This window comes from Mesorhizobium sp. LSHC420B00 (assembly GCF_000503055.1).
In the GTDB taxonomy this organism is placed as follows: domain Bacteria; phylum Pseudomonadota; class Alphaproteobacteria; order Rhizobiales; family Rhizobiaceae; genus Mesorhizobium.
In genome coordinates this window covers 121,981-140,406 of sequence record NZ_AYVY01000001.1, presented here as the reverse complement: position 1 = coordinate 140,406, position 18,426 = coordinate 121,981, and the positions used below count along the sequence as shown (strand labels likewise).

Sequence of the window (18,426 nt, the reverse complement as noted above, 5' to 3'; positions counted from 1 at the left end):
CGCGATCGGAGGGAACGGCGCCTGCGTCACAGCCGCACCAACAGCCGGTCTGCCCATTCCTGCAGGAAGGCGCCGACGTCGGCGTCGATTTCCTGGCCCTGACCGTCATATTCGCAAGCAAGCTCCCTCACGATGGCACTGATTGACGTCTTGCCGTCACAGCGCCGGAGGATGTCCAGTCCGATTGCATCGGGCCACAGAACGCGCTCGGGTGCCAGCACCGCCCAGGCATTCCGGACGGGATCGAAACGCAGGCGTACATAGGGCGCGAGGCGCGGGCGAGATTGCGCCGATACAATCCCTCTCCGGCGGTCCGCTGTCATCCGTTGGTCTCCGGCCGGAAGCAGCCAGGGGGTATGACGCCGTCATGCCCATATGCGTAGTCGAGCGCGTCGAGCATCGCCCAGAGCACATCGCACTTGAAGACCAAGGCGTCGACAACCTTCTGCTGACGTTCCGGCGTGTCGGCATAGCGAAGCACGTAGCCCAGCGCGAAATCGGAATCGCGTGCGGCCTGATCGGGCCGCCGATCGAAATAGGCGAGCGTGTCGGCCCTGACGAAGTCGTATCGCGCCAGCATCGCTGGCACGCGTTCTGCGATAATATCGGGCGAGAAGAGTTCGGTGAGGGAGGAAGCAACTGCTTCGAGCAGCGTATGGGACGCGCAGAAATTGACATACGCCTGCACCGCGAAGCGTGTTGCCGGCAGCGCCAGCCTTTGGTTTTTCACCTCTTCCGACTCAAGGCCGAGCGACGTCGCGAGATGCAGCCAGCGCGCAATTCCGCCACTCCGGCCGTCCTCGCCGTCATGGTCCTCGATGCGCTTGCGCCATGCGGCCCTGAATGCCGGATCCTCGGCGTGGGACAGGATGGTGGCGTCCTTGCGCGGAATGGCCGCCTGATAGCAGTAGCGGTTGAGCGCCCAGGCCTGCAGCTCGGTCTTCGACATCGCTCCCTCCACCATTCTGCGATGATAGGGGTGTCGGTTGTGATAACGCTCGCGGCCGACCTGCAGAAGGACTGTGCGCAAATCTTGTTCATTGAGGCCGCGGCCGACCACGTCGGAAAAATCGTTCACAGCATGAGCTCCATCCGGTCTTGCGCAATCTCCCATCCAGCTGCGCGCACCGCCGCGTGTTCGGGCGATTCCTCGTCCAGAACCGGATTTGTGTTGTTGATATGGATGAAAATCCGGCGGTCGACCGGCAGGTGGTTCAGACATGCGATCGCACCGTTCGGTCCGGACATGGCGATGTGTCCCATGCGCGCGCCGGTCTTCACGCCCACGCCGGCCGTGATCAGCTCGTCGTCCGTGAACACTGTGCCGTCGAGGAGAACCATGTCGGCGCCGGCAATCCGTTGCCGCAGCGATTCATCGACGGCTGTACAAGCGGGAATGAAGAGCAGCGAGCGGCTCCCCTCCATCAGACGAACCCCGATCGTGCCGCCATCGGCGGAACGGAGCTCCGGATCCTGTCGGCCGCCATCTTCAAGAAAGAGCGCCACCTTGCCAGGAACGGAAAACACCTCGATGCGGATGCCGATTTCCGCGCCCTCGGCATCGCAAAGATCGATGAAGCCTTCAGGAGGAAGGCAGCGGCGCGAAACAATCTGAGCATCGAGGACATCGAAGATCGAATTGGAGGCGATAACCGCCAGAACCTGCTCCGTTGCATAAAGAGCGAAGGGTTGCCGCTCACGCAAGCTGAGGAGCCCCGAAATCTGGTCGATCTCGGCGCCGGTCAGGACGACGGCTGCCAGCGGTGTGGCGCGTGCCGACATCTCCGGATGCGGTTGGAGTTCAGGGTTTTCAGCAATCTGCTGGCGGATATCGGGAGAGGCATTGAAAAGCACCCAGCGTCGCCCGTCTGGAGATGCCGCAACACTCGTCTGAAGACGCGGGCGGACCCCAGGATTACCCGCCCGCGCGGCCCTGTTCAGCCGGTCGTTGGCGTTCCACTGAGGAAAACCGCCACCCGCGGCGGAGCCGATGATCCTAATCCACACGCCGTGACAAACTCCGCGTTTCTCTATTCCAGCAATGTCGCGAACCGGTCGAGCACAGCCGATGCCGTACCCGCCGGTTGCGTAATGTCATTTCTTTGTGGTGATTTCGGCAGGCAAATAGCGCGATATCTCCATTCCCGCCGCGACTTCGCACATGACGGGCTTCTTCCAAGTCTTCTTCTTCTTCTTCATGTCTTTCTCCGATCTGGCTGCCTTGGAAATACCGCAGCCAATCCCATAAGCACGCAGCCCAAGCTTTGTTCCCGACAGGGTATGCGAGGGATGCTCTTTCGGATTGGGCGTCGGACGCTCGCGTCAAAGAAAAGACAGATCAACCGAAAGCGGAACCGGGGTGGCGGATGTTCGCGCGAAGCTTACAGCATCGGCCGGCCACCTGTGACCAGAAGCAAGCCCCGGTGAAACAACCGGCTTCTGACGAAGCCAGGAGGATGTAAGCCGGCGCAACGCAACTCTTGAGGAAATCGCCCTGCTGGCGTTAAGCTCGTTCTCCTGCATCTTGTATCGGGCACAATGATGAACGGTGAGGCGAAAAGCAGCCTGTCCGGGCGCGCCATGCGCTGGGCCATTGCATTGACCGAGGAGAAGAGCGTCACCGGGACCGGCGGCGAAGCCTCGTTCGGCCCGTGGCTGGCAGACGAGTTACGCCGCGAAGCCGCGTTTCGCCACGCGGAAACCTGGACCATAGAGGTCGAGCCGGAAGATGGCCGCCATTGCGTGGCGATGCTGGTCCGCGGTACTGGCCGCGCCACCATCGTGCTGACCGGTCACTACGACACCGTCACGACGCGCGACTATGGCGATCTGGAGGATCTGGCCACCCAGCCGCAACAACTCACCCAAGCGCTAAGAAAAACTTTGGCCATGGCCGAGGCGCCTGCCGTGAGGCGGGCGCGGGACGACTTCGCCTCGGAGGAGTTTCTCGCCGGCCGCGGGCTGCTCGACATGAAGGCCGGTTTGACCGCCGGGCTGGCGGTTTGCGCCGCATTCGCCGAAAGCACCAACGCGGCGGGAAACTTTCTGTTTATCGCGGTTCCCGACGAAGAGAACAATTCTGCCGGTGCGCGCAAAGCGGCACAGGTTCTCACCGAGATAGCCGGCGAGCACGAGTTGGACATCTTCGCGGCGATCAATCTCGATGCGATCGCCGACGACGGGGACGGCAGCAAGGGTCGCGTCATCGCGCTTGGAACGGTCGGCAAGCTGCTTCCGACGGCCCATGTCGTCGGCGTTCCCGCGCATAGCGGCTTTCCGTTGAGTGGCCCGAATGCGGCGACCATTGCCGCGGCCATAGCCGCCCGGGTGGAATGGGCATCGGAGCTGACCGACGACTCCCGGTCGCTTCCGGGTACACCGCCGAGTCTGCTCAGCATTCGCGACGGCAAGTCCGGCTATGACGTGACCACGCCGGCTGCGGCGTTCGCCACCTTCAACGTGCTGAGCTATCGCCGGACGCCGGATGAGGTGCTCGAACGCTTCGACCGGCTTTGCGCCGATGCTGCTTCGGCCTGCCTGGCGGAGTTGAAGCGGCGGCGGCACTTCCAGCACGGCAGCGCCGCGATCGATCTCCTCGAAACAATCCCCCTGCATCGTTACGAGGCAGTGCTGGACCGTCTCGACGCGGAGGCAAGATCGAGGCTTGGCGCCGTTGGGGCTTCGCTTGCCGCCGGCGATCTTCCACTGCCGGAGCAATGCCGGCTGGTCACCGACTAGGCATGGCGATTGAGCCGCTTGCCGGGACCGGCAATCGTCACCGGCTTCGGATCGATACCTTACTTGCCGACGAACCTTTCGGACCGGCCGGCAGCGGCGCGGCTGCGGGCGATCGCTTCGGACGTCGCGGCCGACGCAAGCGCCCGCTATGGCTCGGCAATCGGCTGTGCGGATTATTTCGCCGGCATCTCGGATATGAGCTTCTTTGGCGAGGCGGCCGAGTCCGGTCTCAAGGTCGTCGCCCGCAACACGCCGATGGGCGGGACGGCATTCGCTGGCCGAAGTCAGGTGGGCTAGCCAACATTCCCACCATCAATATCGGTCCGTGGGGACGAGACTACCACACGCCGCTTGAGCGGCTTCACATCGGCTATGCTTTCGACGTCCTGCCGCAGGTCGTGAGCGATGTTTGTGCAGCGCTGCTTAAAGAGCAAGGATAGGTACGAGTCCATCAAATCTCGCCAGGAACAAATCGGCGAAGCCGAGGTTTGGTTCTACAAATCAAATCGCGAGGAAATCCTATGGACACTGACGTCAACTCCGAAACCCGTTCGATCTTCATTGTTGGGCTGCGCAACGCCCACGCCATGGAGAACCAGGCACTTTCGATCATGAAGCCTCAGGTCAAGCGGATCGAGAACTATCCGCAGGTCGCCGATCGCCTGCAGCAGCATATCACGGAGACCGAAGGGCAGATCGCCCGGCTGGAATCCATTCTGGATGGCCTCGGCGAGGACCATTCCACATTGAAAGACACGGCCATGTCGATGGTCGGCAGCATGGCGGCGATGGGACATTCCGTAGCCGGCGACGAAATCCTCAAGAACAGCTTCGCCAACTTTGCATTCGAAAATTACGAGATCGCCGCCTACAACTCATTGCTCGTACTCGCCGAAGCCGGAGGGTTTAGTCAGGCAACCAACTCTCTTCAGCAGAATCTCAGCGAAGAAGAAAAATGGCCGACTGGTTGAAGCAGAACCTTCGCGCCGTCACCTTGCAATACGCCAGGCTGCGTGAGGCGGGAGAGACCGCCAAGAGTTAGGCCGCCCCGCTGGGGAAGAGGAATTCCTGACAACCACCCCAGCCGAATTGACGGGGTGGTTGTTTTTCTGGGATCGGAAGTGCTGCTAAGGACCGCGCGCCACGCGTCGGCCAGACACGCTTCCTTGGAGCCCGAAGAACCGAACGGATTCAGAGCTAAGAATCCGAACGGATCGGAGCGCCCCGGTTCTGATGGCTTGAACGCCGCGATCCCATTTGTCTGCGGAAGGTTGCGGACTCCTGGCCGACTTCGATGTTCCCACCGCAAGGCGACCCGCGGTCGAAATCACCAGGAACGACCGGTGGCAGCGCTATGACGTCGATTTGGGAGCCTCGTCGGTCTCCGGCAAACGATCGCGAATGGCTTCCTCGGTTTTGCTTGCCGTCTTTTTCACGACTTTCTCGACGCGGTCGACCAACGTCTCGGCGTCGCCGCTGGAACCCTGTCGGTCAGCCTCTTCCTTTACAGTCTCATATGCTTCGGCGGCAACCTGCTTGGCTTGCTCCACGCCTTCTTCAAAGACTTCTTCGGCACTGTCACGAAGCTTGTCGCGGTAAGGGCCGAGTTGCGCGTCTTCCGCGGCGGTGTGAGGCAGCATCACGCCGATGGCTGTGCCCACGGCAAGGCCCACCGCGGCCATTGCCAGAGGTTCGCGCTGGAACAGGTCCTGCGCCGACTGCCGCACCCGCCCCGTCATATCGGTGGCGGCCGAGCCGACCTGCCCGGCTGTGCTTCTCAATCTTTCTTTGGCGCCGCTCGCAACGTCTGCCACAGCCTCAGTCGCACCGCCTGCCACGGACGCAACCGAACGAGCGGCATCGGAGAGCATGGAGCCGGCGGAACCTTCGCCCTCGGCACCGTACTCATCGCCGCGTGAGTCCTGCCAGGCCCCGCCCAAGCCCCTCTGGTCAGAGAAGTTTCGGGTGCCGTCAGGCTCCCTGCCGGTCGAATAGGCATCAAGTGCTGAACTGTCTACCGACGTGCCCTTGCCAAGCATCAGCCAGGCTAGGCCCGCGCCGACCAATGTAAGCGGCAACGGATTGTCCCTGACCTGAGTCTTAAGATTGCTGAGCATGGCGGATCCCTCGCCGCTGAACATCCCGGTGAATTCGTCGATCAGTTGGCCCGGTGTCATCTTGCTGCGGATCGTGTCTGCGGTATCTGCCACTCTGGCGCGCGCAATATCAGCATCGCGTTCCAACTCGGCTGCGGATTTCTCGGTCATCTTATCTGTTCCTTGATCACGCGTGCGTCGCGTTTAAGTTGGTCTTGTGTCCGGTCGGGGGTCAACTCGGAGGGAGCCATGCTTGCCTTGCCCGAGCGCAAGAGTATGACGCCCAGTGCTGCCACCACGACGCCGACGAGCAGCGAGGACCATCCGGCTCCCAGGCCGGCGCTCGCCAAGGCAATCACCAGCGCCTGCAAAAGCACCATCAGGGCGGCAAGCAGGCAAATGACGCCTCCCATTACCTCCACGGCGCCGGCGCCGACCTTGCTTACCTTTTCCGACATTTCAGCCCGCAACAGCCTGCTTTCGGTTTGAAGCAGTGTTGTGACCTGCTGTGCCAGATCGCTGACAAGGGTTGTCAGGCTGCGAGTGTCCTGATTGTCAGTCATGGGTTTCGCTCCAGGCTTGCATTGGCCCAGTCATCGCCGGACTGATCGGATCCTAGCGGGGCCGGCTCAACTGCCTCTGCCGATTGCCATCCGAACTCATTCGAGCGAGGACCCGTCTCGGGCGCCCGGCCTGTTTCCGACTGGCCCGGTGCTCCGGTTTGGGCAGAGGGTGGCGAGCTCTTGATGAACCGTCCCAACGCCAGGCCTGCCAATACCGAACCGGCGATCAGCGCGCCCGAGTTTTCGCGGCCGAACGACTGAATTTCGCCAAGCACCTCGTCGAACGGTTTATCCTTCAGGGACGAGGAAAGCCGCTCGAGCCCGCCTGCGGCGTCAAGGGCGAATTTCGAAGCGGTCCGTTGATCATTGTTGGCAAGATGCTCGCTTGCCGCGCGCAATGCGCCGCTGAAGGCCTTGAGGTTGGCGCTCACGTCGCGCTGCGTTCCCTCCGCCTTGTTGAACAATGCTTGCTTTGCTTCCGATGCGTAATCTCCGGCTTTCCTGGTGATCTCGTCACGCGCATCGTGGAGCGCTTCCGTCGCGGTCTGCTTTTCCCGTTGTAGTCTTTCCGAAAGCTCGCTTCTGGCTGTCTCGAAATCGGCCGGCTGACGGCCCTGATCGTCCTGGTCCTGCATGGTGTCTCCTAGTGGAATCCGAGGAAGGAGAGGATCGCAAGCACGACGACGACGAGGCCGATGAGATAAATAACACTGTTCATGGCGCAATCTCCTCCACTGCGCACCGAACTTGCCTGTGCTTCCCGTGTTCCCTCGGACGTCATCTTTTTTGGTAAGCGAAGCCTAACCCGCCTCAAGACGGGATCTTGTCCTGTGCCGATGGCGGTGAGCGCGCGGTTGGGAATGATACGGGACCGGACTCCGGTGCGACTTACGGGTCGAGGCGCAGTTCCTTTCCGGCAGATATTCGTGCTGCATGGGCCGGAATTTTTCCGCAGTGCCTTGACTGCGCATTATCGCAGTGGGACCTGCCTGCGACCTACCACTCGATTGCTGGCCGCGCGATCATCAGCCAGAAAATTCCGAGTACGGCAGCGAAGGCGGGGACGCCGAAGGCGAACCACAGCCAGAAGAGCCGATGATAGCGTGGCGGCAACGGCGCGCCTGCAGCGGCGGCTTGCGAGGCCAGCTTGCGCATCTCCATCTGCATCCAGACGACCGGGAGCCAGAACATTCCGGTGAAGACATAGAGCGCGATCGAAAGCACGATCCAGCCCTCCGACAGCGAGTAGCCTGCCTGCCAGGCGAGCGCAGCGCCCGTCAGCGGCTGCGCGACGACGGCCGTCGCTGTGAAAAGAAAGTCGGCTACGACAACCATGCGCGCCACCGCCGCAACCGTTGCCGTATTGCCCGTCCTGTGGGCGAGCAGCATGAAGAACGCGATGCCGGCGCCGGTGCCAAGCAGCACGGCCGCGCCGATGACATGCAGAAATTTCAGCAGGAAATAGTGCATCAACGCTCCTCCAGCACTGCCAAGGCTACAAAGTGCAGCACCAGGATCGGCAACACTTTGAGGAACGGCCCAAGCGGTTCGTTCCACAGCTCCGGGCGCAGGAAACTTCCGACGGCTAAGTAGAGGAGCGAGAGCGCGATGCCGCCATAGAGGCCTTTTCGCGTCGTCGACCGCCAAGCTATGAGCGCGCCAATGGCGATGTCGGCCAGAGCGCCGACGATCACGGTAGGCGCCGATAAGATGCCAGCCCCAGTGCTTTGCATCAGATCGATGCCACCGTTATAGCCGGTGGTCAGCGACACAATACCCGTCACGATCCAAAAGAAGGGCAAGACGACGAAGATCGCAGGCTTGATGAAATACAGCCGGGCAAACCATTTTTCCTGCACCGTTGCCGGATTGAGCGCGAGGAAACCCGCCAGGGTTTGCGGCCGTATGCCGGTCAAGGCGGCCCAGTTGGAGGGATCTCCAACCGCCCCTCGGGCGATCTCCCTGGCCGCGTTGGTGCGCATCGGTGGGCGCCAGCCGAACATCGCGGCAAGGTCGCCGAGGCGGTAGAGAAGCCTTGCAACAGCCGCCGGCAAGACAAAGCTAACTGCCGGAGCCCAACCGAGCCATCGGCGATAGCTGCCGACGACCTCGTCCATAGTCAGCTGTTCGGGACCGACAAGTTCCAGCACGACGCGAGACGGACTGGCGGGAGCGAGAAGGAAGACGACGGTTGAGACAACGTCGTCGAGTTGTACCACCTGGAGCCCGCCGGTGTCGGGCATGGACGGCAGCACCGGCAGCGAGGCGAGACCCCGAAACAATGCGCTGGCTCCAAACACCGGCCGCCCGAGCACCACGGACGGGCGCAGGATCACCCAGTTCAGATCAAGCGCCATTAGCGCTTGGTCGCCGGCCAGTTTCGTCGCCGAGAACGTCGAAGGCTGCGCCCGATCGACGCCTATCGCCGAGAAGTGGATCACCCGGGCAACCCCTGCCCTCGCACAGGCGAGGAAGAGTGCTGCCGCCGCATCGCGATGGACTTCCCGCGTCTTTTCACGGGGGCTGTCCTGCAGAACGCCGGCACAATTGACGACGGCGTCGATGCCCGTGAGATGCGGCAACCAGTCTTCGGGCTGCAGCGCCACCGCCATGTCCAGCACCAGCAACTGATAATTGCCGGCCCGGTTTGCGCCGGGGCTGCGGACCAAGCCGATCACCTCATGCCCTTCGGAAAGAAGGCGTGCGACGACCGAGGCACCGATCAGGCCGGTGGCGCCGGCAACCAGAACTTTCACACTGGACCCCATTCTCCGACGGCGGGACAGTATCGTTCATTCCCGCTTATCGCCCTCGATACTCCCCTTCATAGCGGAAAGTTCTTCCTCCGTGCATAACAACCGCGGCCGCGCCGGGTCGGAGATGTCGAGCTTGTCCCAGGGAATGCGGTACATGCTGTCGCGACTGCGCATTCGAAAGACGTCGAGGACCGCAATGCCGATGGCCGAAGCGGACAGGCGCTCGAATGCCGCGTAGATGCCGACATGGTACTCGGTAACCACGAGGTCATCGCCATCCGGTTCGGCGCGTATCTCCTCGATATGGCCGATGCTTTTGCCGCGCTGCGAAAGCACATTCCTGCCAGCCAATTGCTCAAGATTGACGGTGGCCATCATCCAGCTCCCGGGATACGCCCAATGACATGATCGCGCAGCCAGTCCTGCCAGTCGAAAATCGCCGTTTCGCGGACGTCGATATCGAACTCGATGTCGACGCCGATGTCGCGCACCTTGTTCCATGCGATGCGGTGCGGCTCGGCATGGCGCCTGCCGCCGAGCCTTGCCGCAAGCCGCGCCATCCAGCGCCCGGGCCGCTCGCCAAGCCGGCGCGCCAGCGTGATCGAACCGAGCTCGACCGCAATAATTTTTGGCGGCTTGCCTGGCCTGAGTTCGGCCACCAGCCCGTCCACCTTGCCGATCTTGACCTGCTCGCGGTCGACCACTTGCTTGTCCAGGATGTCGCGCAGCAAATCCATCAAGTGCCTCCGAATATCTGCAAAGGAATAGTCACGACTGCGAGCACGAAACCGAGCGCTATGATGAAGATGACCGCGGCATTCGCGATCAGGCCATTGCGGTGCTCGCCGACATAACGCTCGTCGTTCAGCAGGAAGAGGAACGGAACCACGGTCAGCGGCAGGCTGGCGGCCGTCAGAGCCATGGAAAAGATGGTGAGCTTCAGCGGATCGAGACCCAATGCGATCGGAATGGCGGCGAGAAACAACGAGATCGTATAGACGGTGCTGAAGCCGGGATCGTCGCGCGGTTTCAGGTCCTCGCCCCAGGTCCAGCCGAAACCCTGCGCCACAAGGTACGCTTGCTGCAGCCCGATTTCGAGCGCGGCACCGAAGCAAGCTATGCCTAGTGAAGCAACGAACAGGACGAACCCCCAGAAACCGAAGATCGGAATCAGCATCAGCGGCAGTTGGTGGTAGTCGTCGATCTGCTCAATGCCGTGCGCCGCCAGCACCAGCGCTGCCACGATCAACACACCGATAGCGATTGTGCCGCCAAAACACATGCCCAACCCGGCAATGGCCCGATTGGCTCCGAGATAGCTCTTGTCCCATTGGCCCTCGATCGCTCCCGACGAATAGAACATGAACAAATAGGGCGAGATCGACGCACCAAGAATGCTGACCGCCATGAACCAGTAATTGGCCGCGTCGTGCTCGGGCAGAGTGGGCACGGCACCGGCCGCAACCTGTCCCCAATCGGGCTTCAGCATGACGGCGCCAACCACGAAGCACAGCGTGACCAGCCCGAGGACCGCGACGCCTTTTTCGATGAATCCGAACGTGCCTTTCCAAAGGAACAGCCATGCCAGAAAAGCGACCGGCAGCGCCCACCACTGAAAGCCGATGCCGGTGGCGAGCTCGAGCGCAATGGCAACACCGCCGATTTCGGCTGCCATGACCAGGAAGTTGACCAGCAAAGTCGCAAGCAACGGCCACAGAAAGGCGTTGAAGCCAAACCGTTCCCGGATCCCGTCGGCGATGGTGTGATGGCTAACGGCGGCGAAGCGTCCGGCCATTTCGACCAGGAAGATGATGCAGATCGTGCCCAGGACGACGGCCCATATCAGCTGGAAGCTGAACGCCGCGCCGGCCTGAGCTGCGGTCGCCATCGATCCGACCTCGAGAAAGCCGCCAACGCTGGTGACGACGCCGAGCGATATTTCGAGTAGCTTCTTCATGATTTCGGCGCGAAATATCTGGCGTAGGATGCGCTCAGATCGGCGGCGGCGGCCCGCAGATCCTGTTGCGCGTGTTCCACGTCCGAACGGTTGCCGTTCTGCACTGCGGTCGCTGCGCGTGTTACCGCCGCCGAAAGCTGTCCGACCGCCGTCGTCAGACCGGCTTGCTCGCTGGGCTCAGGCGACTTGGCGGACTGGATTTGCGCACCGGCATCGGCGAGCGCCTTGCCGACCGATTGCAACGTGCGCGACGTGTATTTCGAAGGGGCTGCCCCAGCGACCCAAGCCTCCAGGACCAGCGATGCGGTCTGTGTGGCGGAAGCCGCGATTTTCGACTGCTGCTCGACCTGGTCGGAAGACGTGCATGCCGTCAGTACAGATATCATCAGCAGCAAGCACAGGCGGTCTGGTCGAAGACCGACGGCTGTAACGGCATTTACAATACGTGCTCGTAGCGTTGCTGCCACACGATTGTTCTCCCCGCACCAAGCGACTTCGGCGTGAAGTTTGATCTAGAGCGCCCGGTAATCACGTCAACTGAACCGGATGAACGGCGCTGGCAGCGCGGAACAAACCAGCGATCGCTGGATTAGGTGATGAGGAGGCAAAGGCCATGGACAGGGAAGAGCGTATCAGGCAGCGAGCCCATGAGATCTGGGAGCGCGAAGGCCGTCCGCAAGGACGCGAGCGCGAGCATTGGGATCAGGCCGTGCAGGAGATCGAAGCTGAGGGTTCCGAGGCCGAACGCGGTCCGGGAGTGCCCGATCCAACGGTCGGGGCCGGCTCCAATCCAGAGGCGCGCGGCAGCAAGCGGCGGGGGAAGTGAGGTCCAATGCCTCGTCTCGTCGCCTGGATCGTGGTCGTACTGGTCGTGCTGTTCGCCGCCTGGCTGATGATCGGACGCGACAGAACCAGTGGCGGAGCTCAGCCCACGCCGCATGCAATAGATCAGAATGGATAGGAGCTGACATGGCGGGAACCGATACTCATCCTGAACAGGACCCTGCCGAAGGATCGCGATCGACAGTGGAAAAGCAGCTCCGCAAGGAGCAAGGCGGCGAGGGTCAAAATCGCAAAGCCGAGCCAGCTTCCGACAAATCCGGCAGCAAGACCAAGACGCCTTCGGAAGCGCGCAAGAAAGGCTCAGGCTTGGATTGAGCCGGCTGACAGCGGGCTCACGCTGCCGTTTGCCTCGAAATAATAGGGATAGCGCTGCTGGACGATTTCGAGCACCTCGAAGATGTGGCGAAGATGCATTCGCATTGCTTCTTCCGCCGCAAGCGCGTCGGCCTGCTCGAGCGCATCGACAATCCGCCGATGCTGGCCGAGGACCACCGACATGCTGTCGAGGCGCGGAAAAGATAGGAAGCGGAACCGGTCCATGTGCAGCTTCGCCGCGCTGATGTCGGCCCAGATTCCGGGAAACCCGGCATGGCTGGCGATGTGCTGGTGGAACAGCTCGTCCGACTTGAAGAAGCGCCTGTCGTCCGCAATGGAGGCGAACGTCTCTTGGACAGCCAGTTCGCCTTTGAGCACGGCAAGCAGGTCGGCACGGCGCGGGCTCTCGACCGCACGATTGATCAGGCCGACTTCGAGCGATTCGCGCAGGAACTGCGATTTCTCGAGATCGGCGATCCGGAGCGGCGCCACCATGCTGCCGCGCTGCGGATAGATGTCGATCAAGCCAAGACCGGCCAGCCGGGCGAGCGCCTCCCTAACAGGTGTGCGACTCACGCCGAGGGCTTCCGACATCGCCTTTTCAGAAATCAGTTCGTGCGGCTTCAGGCGGAAGGTCAGGATCTGGTCGAGCAGGACCTCGAACGTCCTGGCCGCAACTGAAGCGCCGGGGCCGGTTTCGCCCAGCCGCCCCTCGGTGAGGGTCCGCATTCCCAAAAGCCCTGCCATCGGCGATCCCCTTATAGGCTCTGCAGTTTCAAGCCGTTCATGAAATGCCTGCGAGCAGCAGCGCCGGCGTTATTCCTTGCGCGGAGAACCGCCGATGCGCGCCAGCAGGCCGCCATCGACGCGCACGACCTCGCCGGTGACGAAGGAAGCGTCGTCGGACAGCAGGAAGGCAACGACGGCGGCAATCTCCTGCGGCCGGGCGGTGCGGCCGAGCGGATGCATGTTGTCGAGGATGCGCAGTATCTCGTCGGGGTTGTCGTTGAGCTTGACCGCATCCCGCAGCATCGGCGTGTCGACGGCGCCCGGAGCAACGGCATTGACGCGCACGCCGAGGGGGGCGTAGTCGACGGCCATCGATTTGACGAGGCCGATCAGGCCGTGCTTGGCCGTGCTGTAGGCCAGAACCCCTTCCTGGCTGGCCAGGCCCTGCACCGAGCTCATGTGGACGATGGCACCGCGGCTTTGGCGCAGCAGCGGCATCGCCGCACGCGACAGCAGGTAGGCAGCCTTGAGGTTGACGTTCATCACCTCGTCCCAAAGCGCCTCGTCTGTGGTCTCCACCGTTCCGTAACGCTGGATGCCGGCATTGTGGGAAAGCATGTCGAGCCCGCCGAACGCGGACCGGGCAAGCTCGACGGCGCGGCCGCAGGCCTCGGCGTTGGCGGTCGAGCCAAGCACGGTGTGCACGGTCACGCCGCGCGCTGAAAGCTGCGTCGCGACCTCGTCTAGCTGATCGCCCGCCCGGTCGAACAGGATCAGGTCGACGCCTTGCTCGGCCAGCCTTTCGGCGACGGCACGGCCGATGCCCATGGCCGCGCCGGTAACCAGCGCGCGTTTTCTGAATTCAGCCATTTATCCTCCCAAGAACAGTTGCCGATCGACTACCATGGTAGTCGATCGCCACTTGACGTGCTCTTTTCCCACGAGCCGGCCCAAGCGTGTTCGGCATCATGCAGATCCTTGTAGGAAAGCCAGCGTTTCCGCGCGCGTCGGTGCGCCAAGACGTCCGCCAAAGCGCAGGCATTTCAGAGCGGCGGCGGCGCTGGCCACTGCTATGGCCCGCTCTTCGTCCCAACCTTCGGCCAGACCGAGGGCGAAGGTGCCGTGAAACACGTCGCCTGCCGCCAGGGTGTCGACGGCTTCGACCCGCGGCGACGGCAGGTGACGGACATCATTGCCACCCGGGTGCTGGAACGCGGTGCCGTTCGCCCCATCGGTGACGGCCACGAAGGCGCCGGTCCGTTCGCCGAGGATAGCAACGGCAGAACCGGCGGATATCTCCGGACCGCAAAGGATGCGTGCCGCCGGCAGCGAAGCAACGACATGCGAGGCGATCGGCAGCAGCCGGTCGAGCACCGGTCGCGACGCGACATCTGCGTCAAGGACCGCCGGAATGCCGTATTCACGAGCTTTCGCCAGCGCCAGGGCGGCGGCTCCGGGCCAGCGGACATCGACCAGCACGGCGTCGAACTGGGAAAAATCCGCGGGTGGAAGGCGGTCCGGATCGGCTTGCGTGACGGCATCGTAGAAGGGCACGATCATACGTTCGCCGGCGGCGTCGACCAGGATCGTAGCAATGGCCGAGCGGCCGCCCTCGACCCTGCGCACCAGCGAACAGTCGACCCGCTCCGCCTCCATCTGGCCAATGACATCGCGGCCGACGGCATCGTCGCCGACGCTTGCCCATAGCCAGACCTGTCCGCCCTGGCGGCTGGCCGACGCGGCGGCGCTGGCCGCCATGCCGGCCGCGATCTGCACGGCCTCGCTTGGCAGGAACTTGCCGGCGCCGGAGGGCAGGACATCGAGGTGCAAGATCGTGTCGTAGGTGAGCGCGCCGACACAAAGCAGGCGGGGCGCCGTCATTGCAGCCGGTAGCCGCGCTGATGGGCAATCGCCGTCATCACGCCTCTCAGTTCGGCAAGGCCGCGAAGACGGCCGATCACGGGGTAGCCGGGATGGGTGTGCCGCGCGGCGTCATCGATCAGCTCGTGGCCATGATCCGGGCGAAACGGCAGCAGCGCCGCCGGTTCACCGGCGTCGCGACGGCGTTGCTGCTCGTCGAGCAAGACCGAGACCACCGAAACCATGTCGACATCGCCGTTCAGATGCTCGGATTCCATGAACGAGCCGTCCGGGTCCTTGCTGACATTGCGCAGATGCACGAACTTGACCCTATGCGCAAAGCGCCTGGCGATGGCAGGCAGGTCATTGGCCGGATTGGCGCCCAGCGACCCTGTGCACAAAGTAAGGCCGCTATGGGCCGATGGCACAGCATCCAGGATAAAGGCAATGTCGTCGGCGTTCTTGACGATCCGGCACAGGCCGACGAGATCGCGCGGCGGGTCGTCCGGGTGGATCGCCAGCGTGACGCCCGCCTCTTCGGCCGCCGGCAGCACGTTTTCGAGAAAACGGACGAGGTTCTCGCGCAGCCGCTCATGCGACAGGCTCGACTGCTCGACCGCCACTTCGCGCAATTCCATTATATCGTAGCGCTTGAAGGCGCCCGGCAGGCCGGCCATGATGTTGGCGAGCAGACGCTCTTTTGCCGTGTCCGGCGTCGTCTCGAACCATTCGCTCGCCCGCTGGAGAACATCGGACGCATAGTCGCGCTCCGATCCCTTGCGCTGCAGCATGTAGCAATCGAATGCGGCAAGCTCGTGCATGTTCATGCGGAGCGCCCGTCCGCCGCCCGGCAGCGGCGCAGCCAGGTCTGTGCGGGTCCAGTCGAGGATCAGCATGAAGTTGTAGCAGACCGTGCGCACGCCGCAGGCGCCGAGATTGCGCAAGGTCTGCCTGAAATTGTCGTAGAGCCGGTCAAGATCGCCGCGGCCGAGCTTGATGTCTTCGTGCACGGGGACGCTCTCGACGACGCTCCATTTCAGGCCCATCGCCGGATCCGCCTCGATCAGCGCCTGGCGGTGCCTGATGGCGTCGATCGGCCAGACTTCGCCGTAAGGGATGTCGTGCAGTGCCGTCACGATGCCGGTCGCGCCGGCCTGCCTGGCATGGGCAAGCGTTGCCGCATCGCCCGGGCCAAACCATCGCCACGTCTGCTCCATTCGACCCCCAACTGCGGAATTCCCCGATGACCGGTGGTGTATTGGATGCTACCATGGCAGTCAATCGATTGCAGTTCGGGGACCCTGCGAGATACCGTCGGGGGCGGCTTTGCTCCTTGAAAAGACTGCAACGACACCTGGCGTTCAGATCGAACGGCTACGCAAAGTCCGAGTTTCGGCTGGCCCAAATCGCGCCGCGTTCGAACATCGTGCGCATTTGCGGCACGGCGAACTCATCGGCGGTGTGGCCGAGCGCGCTATAGAAGACGCGGCCCTTGCCGTAGCGGCGCTTCCAGACGACCGGCATGACGACGCCGGCGATGAAGTCGAGATGCTCGCCGGTAAACGTCGTTGTCGCCAGCACCGCGTTGGTCGGATCGACATGCATGTAATACTGCTCAGAACGGTAGGCGAAACTATCGATGCCTTGCACGATCGGATCGTCTGGACTGGTGATATCGACGTGATAGTCGATGATGTTGCCGGGATGGGCGACCCACTGGCCGCCGGTCATGAACTGGTATTCCGGCTCGTTGCGGAAGCTGTCGCACATCGTGCCGTGAAAGCCCGCAAGGCCGGTGCCGGCCCCGACGGCGCTGGTCAGGTTTTGCAGCTCCGGCTTTTCGATCGTCGACATGGTGATCACCGGGACAATGAGATCGAGCTTGCCCAGTTGCGGATCGGCGAGTGCCGAGGTCCCCTGCTCCAGCCGCACGTCGAAGCCGTTGCCGGTCAGCATCTCCTTGACGATTTCGGCGCTTCGGGCCGGGGTGTGACCTTCCCAGCCGCCCCAGAAAATCAGTGCCGTCTTACTCATCGCATTATTCCCTATTCCAGAATTCCGAAAGGCAGATCGGCGTGCATCGGCGCCGGCCGGGCGCAGCCATATCTCAGGTCGATACGCTGGCCTATCTCTGCTGAAGAGATGATCGATTCCATGATTTCCAGGACATGGAGGGAAAGATCGAGGCTGGCGCGGTGTTGCCTGCCGGAGACGATCGCCTGCGCCATGTCGGCGAGGCCGAGGCCCCGGTAATTGCCGTCGCCATAGGAATGGATCTGATCGGCCACCTTCCAGTCGCCCTTGCGCTGGCTGGTCCTGATGTCGCCCTGGAACTGATTAGGATCGGAGACGATCATCGAGCCGGTGGTGCCGTAGAGTTCGATGTGATTGTGTTCATGCTTCCAGACGTCGAAGCTGGTGGTGATCGAAACCGCCGCTCCGTTCTCGAATGCGAGCAGGCCGGAAATATGGGTCGGCACCTCGACCTGGATGGTTTCGCCCTGGCGCGGTCCAGAACCGATGGTACGAGTGGCATAGGATGACTTCGCCTGCCCGGTCACCGACTTTACCGGGCCTAGGAGATTGACCAGGCAGGTCAGATAGTAAGGTCCCATGTCGAGCATCGGCCCACCGCCGGGCTGATAGTAGAAATCTGGATTGGGATGCCAGAGCTCGTGGCCGGGCACCTGCATGAAGGCAGAGCCGGCGACAATGCTTCCAACGGTGTCCTCATCGACCAGCCGCCGCGCCGTCTGGTGGGAGCCGCTAAGAAAGGTGTCGGGTGCGCAGCCGATACGCACGCCCTTTTCGCGTGCGGCCGCGACGAGCCGCTCCGCGTCGCTGAGCGTCGTTGCTAGCGGCTTCTCGGAGTAGACGTGCTTGCCTTGCCCGACAGCCTGCAAACCGACCGGCACGTGATGCTGCGGCGTGGTCAGGTTGAGCACGATCTCGACGCGGGGATCGGCTAACAGCGCCTCGATCGGCATGGCAGCCAGGCCGTAGGCCGCTGCCTTGGCCTCAGCTGCCGTCCGGTTGATGTCGGTGACGCCGACAATGTCGAGCACCGGGAATTGTGGCGACGCCTTCAGATAGGCGTCTGAAATGTTGCCGCAGCCAATGATGCCGACACCGATCCTCCGCATGGGCTTCTCCTCAAAAGGCGGCATTGATGAAACAGCAGAACTCGTTTGTCACCCCCTTTTCGGCCAGGCGATGTTGTCCCGTGAAAAGGATTTACCTCGAGAGCCTCAGAACCGCGGCCCGATCACAATCGCGCGCCTATGCGCGAGCCGCTTGCTTTCGAGGTCGAACGCCCGGTACTCAGCAACACTGCTTCATGTAGCTTGCTCGACATTCTTGATGCCGGCGTTGAGCACTGCACCGATTTTCACCGGTAGAAGGACGCACATGATCCGCCCACAAGGAACCATCGCACCGATCCTGACGCCGTTCGAAAACGACGGCCGCATTGCCCGCGACCTCTGGATATCACACGCCAAGTGGGTGCTGGATCAGGGAGCGCATTTCCTGTCGCCGTTCGGTACCACGGGCGAGGCGTTGTCCGTCTC

Annotated in this window: 23 protein-coding genes and 1 pseudogene; 5 read left to right on the top strand and 19 right to left on the bottom strand. The window is 62.6% G+C overall.

The genetic code is table 11. From position 1 onward, the window contains the following. Positions 1-26 precede the first annotated feature (26 nt). From pqqD to X760_RS76105, 4 genes are all read right to left on the bottom strand, one after another. On the bottom strand, positions 27-323 hold the full coding sequence (pqqD, locus tag X760_RS41400; protein WP_023716589.1) for a pyrroloquinoline quinone biosynthesis peptide chaperone PqqD: 297 nt from the start codon (positions 321-323) through the stop codon (positions 27-29). Next, positions 320-1,078, bottom strand: a complete 759-nt coding sequence (gene pqqC, locus X760_RS41395; RefSeq protein ID WP_023716588.1) for a pyrroloquinoline-quinone synthase PqqC — start codon at positions 1,076-1,078, stop codon at positions 320-322. Before pqqC ends, pqqD begins: the two co-directional genes overlap by 4 nt. After that, the gene (pqqB, locus tag X760_RS41390) at positions 1,075-2,007 is read right to left on the bottom strand and encodes a pyrroloquinoline quinone biosynthesis protein PqqB (protein WP_023716587.1); all 933 of its coding nucleotides are present in this window, start codon (positions 2,005-2,007) and stop codon (positions 1,075-1,077) included. The genes pqqC and pqqB overlap by 4 nt, the downstream gene beginning before the upstream one ends. An 87-nt stretch (positions 2,008-2,094) precedes the next feature. Continuing rightward, positions 2,095-2,199, bottom strand: a complete 105-nt coding sequence (locus tag X760_RS76105) for a hypothetical protein (protein WP_023716586.1) — start codon at positions 2,197-2,199, stop codon at positions 2,095-2,097. Between the two features lie 342 nt (positions 2,200-2,541). Between X760_RS76105 and X760_RS41385 the strand changes: the two genes are divergently transcribed. The 3 genes and pseudogenes from X760_RS41385 to X760_RS41380 all read left to right on the top strand — a co-directional run bounded on the left by X760_RS41385 (position 2,542) and on the right by X760_RS41380 (position 4,780). Then, positions 2,542-3,738 carry a M20/M25/M40 family metallo-hydrolase gene (locus tag X760_RS41385; protein ID WP_023716585.1) on the top strand — a complete coding sequence of 399 codons (1,197 nt, stop codon included), beginning with the start codon at positions 2,542-2,544 and terminating at the stop codon, positions 3,736-3,738. Between the two features lie 9 nt (positions 3,739-3,747). Then, the gene (locus X760_RS77075) at positions 3,748-4,035 is read left to right on the top strand and encodes a hypothetical protein (protein ID WP_023716584.1); all 288 of its coding nucleotides are present in this window, start codon (positions 3,748-3,750) and stop codon (positions 4,033-4,035) included. A 224-nt stretch (positions 4,036-4,259) separates the two neighbouring features. Then, positions 4,260-4,780 (top strand): annotated as a pseudogene (locus X760_RS41380) (ferritin-like domain-containing protein). Positions 4,781-5,090: 310 nt separating this feature from the next. On the opposite strand, the gene X760_RS41375 reads toward X760_RS41380, so the two are convergent. The 9 genes from X760_RS41375 to X760_RS41335 form a co-directional block, all read right to left on the bottom strand. Beyond that, on the bottom strand, positions 5,091-6,005 hold the full coding sequence (locus X760_RS41375; protein ID WP_023716582.1) for a hypothetical protein: 915 nt from the start codon (positions 6,003-6,005) through the stop codon (positions 5,091-5,093). Continuing rightward, positions 6,002-6,397 (bottom strand): phage holin family protein, encoded by a 396-nt coding sequence (locus X760_RS41370; RefSeq protein ID WP_023716581.1) that lies wholly within the window; start codon positions 6,395-6,397, stop codon positions 6,002-6,004. The genes X760_RS41375 and X760_RS41370 overlap by 4 nt, the downstream gene beginning before the upstream one ends. Continuing rightward, on the bottom strand, positions 6,394-7,122 hold the full coding sequence (locus X760_RS41365) for a hypothetical protein (protein ID WP_245278485.1): 729 nt from the start codon (positions 7,120-7,122) through the stop codon (positions 6,394-6,396). The genes X760_RS41370 and X760_RS41365 overlap by 4 nt, the downstream gene beginning before the upstream one ends. A 271-nt stretch (positions 7,123-7,393) precedes the next feature. After that, positions 7,394-7,867, bottom strand: a complete 474-nt coding sequence (locus X760_RS41360; RefSeq protein ID WP_023716579.1) for a DUF2269 family protein — start codon at positions 7,865-7,867, stop codon at positions 7,394-7,396. Next, on the bottom strand, positions 7,867-9,153 hold the full coding sequence (locus tag X760_RS41355; RefSeq protein WP_023716578.1) for an SDR family oxidoreductase: 1,287 nt from the start codon (positions 9,151-9,153) through the stop codon (positions 7,867-7,869). The genes X760_RS41360 and X760_RS41355 overlap by 1 nt, the downstream gene beginning before the upstream one ends. A 36-nt stretch (positions 9,154-9,189) precedes the next feature. Continuing rightward, positions 9,190-9,528, bottom strand: coding sequence for a hypothetical protein (locus X760_RS41350; protein WP_023716577.1), 339 nt, complete (start codon positions 9,526-9,528; stop codon positions 9,190-9,192). Then, complete coding sequence (locus X760_RS41345; RefSeq protein WP_023716576.1) at positions 9,528-9,890, bottom strand: hypothetical protein; 363 nt, start codon at positions 9,888-9,890, stop codon at positions 9,528-9,530. The genes X760_RS41350 and X760_RS41345 overlap by 1 nt, the downstream gene beginning before the upstream one ends. Next, positions 9,890-11,110 carry a divalent metal cation transporter gene (locus X760_RS41340; protein WP_023716575.1) on the bottom strand — a complete coding sequence of 407 codons (1,221 nt, stop codon included), beginning with the start codon at positions 11,108-11,110 and terminating at the stop codon, positions 9,890-9,892. The genes X760_RS41345 and X760_RS41340 overlap by 1 nt, the downstream gene beginning before the upstream one ends. Beyond that, entirely contained in the window at positions 11,107-11,496 is a 390-nt protein-coding gene (locus X760_RS41335) for a hypothetical protein (protein ID WP_245278505.1), read from the bottom strand. The genes X760_RS41340 and X760_RS41335 overlap by 4 nt, the downstream gene beginning before the upstream one ends. A gap of 227 nt (positions 11,497-11,723) precedes the next feature. On the opposite strand from X760_RS41335, the gene X760_RS0136835 reads away from it, so the two are divergent. After that, on the top strand, positions 11,724-11,936 hold the full coding sequence (locus tag X760_RS0136835; RefSeq protein WP_036244130.1) for a DUF2934 domain-containing protein: 213 nt from the start codon (positions 11,724-11,726) through the stop codon (positions 11,934-11,936). Positions 11,937-11,942: 6 nt separating this feature from the next. Further along, positions 11,943-12,071, top strand: coding sequence for a hypothetical protein (locus X760_RS78770; protein WP_280940403.1), 129 nt, complete (start codon positions 11,943-11,945; stop codon positions 12,069-12,071). Between the two features lie 182 nt (positions 12,072-12,253). Here X760_RS78770 and X760_RS41330 read toward each other — a convergent pair whose 3' ends face one another. The 6 genes from X760_RS41330 to X760_RS41305 all read right to left on the bottom strand — a co-directional run bounded on the left by X760_RS41330 (position 12,254) and on the right by X760_RS41305 (position 18,000). Further along, positions 12,254-13,015, bottom strand: coding sequence for a GntR family transcriptional regulator (locus tag X760_RS41330; RefSeq protein WP_051409549.1), 762 nt, complete (start codon positions 13,013-13,015; stop codon positions 12,254-12,256). Between the two features lie 69 nt (positions 13,016-13,084). Next, a complete protein-coding gene (locus tag X760_RS41325; RefSeq protein WP_023716570.1) occupies positions 13,085-13,867 on the bottom strand; it encodes an SDR family NAD(P)-dependent oxidoreductase in 783 nt (260 codons plus the stop codon). A 96-nt stretch (positions 13,868-13,963) separates the two neighbouring features. After that, positions 13,964-14,878 (bottom strand): PfkB family carbohydrate kinase, encoded by a 915-nt coding sequence (locus X760_RS41320; RefSeq protein ID WP_023716569.1) that lies wholly within the window; start codon positions 14,876-14,878, stop codon positions 13,964-13,966. Beyond that, positions 14,875-16,074: a mannonate dehydratase gene (gene uxuA, locus X760_RS41315; protein ID WP_023716568.1), complete on the bottom strand. Its 1,200-nt coding sequence runs from the start codon at positions 16,072-16,074 to the stop codon at positions 14,875-14,877. The genes X760_RS41320 and uxuA overlap by 4 nt, the downstream gene beginning before the upstream one ends. Positions 16,075-16,231: 157 nt before the next feature. Then, entirely contained in the window at positions 16,232-16,891 is a 660-nt protein-coding gene (locus X760_RS41310; protein ID WP_023716567.1) for a ThuA domain-containing protein, read from the bottom strand. A gap of 11 nt (positions 16,892-16,902) precedes the next feature. Further along, positions 16,903-18,000: a Gfo/Idh/MocA family oxidoreductase gene (locus X760_RS41305; RefSeq protein WP_023716566.1), complete on the bottom strand. Its 1,098-nt coding sequence runs from the start codon at positions 17,998-18,000 to the stop codon at positions 16,903-16,905. Between the last annotated feature and the right edge of the window lie 426 nt (positions 18,001-18,426).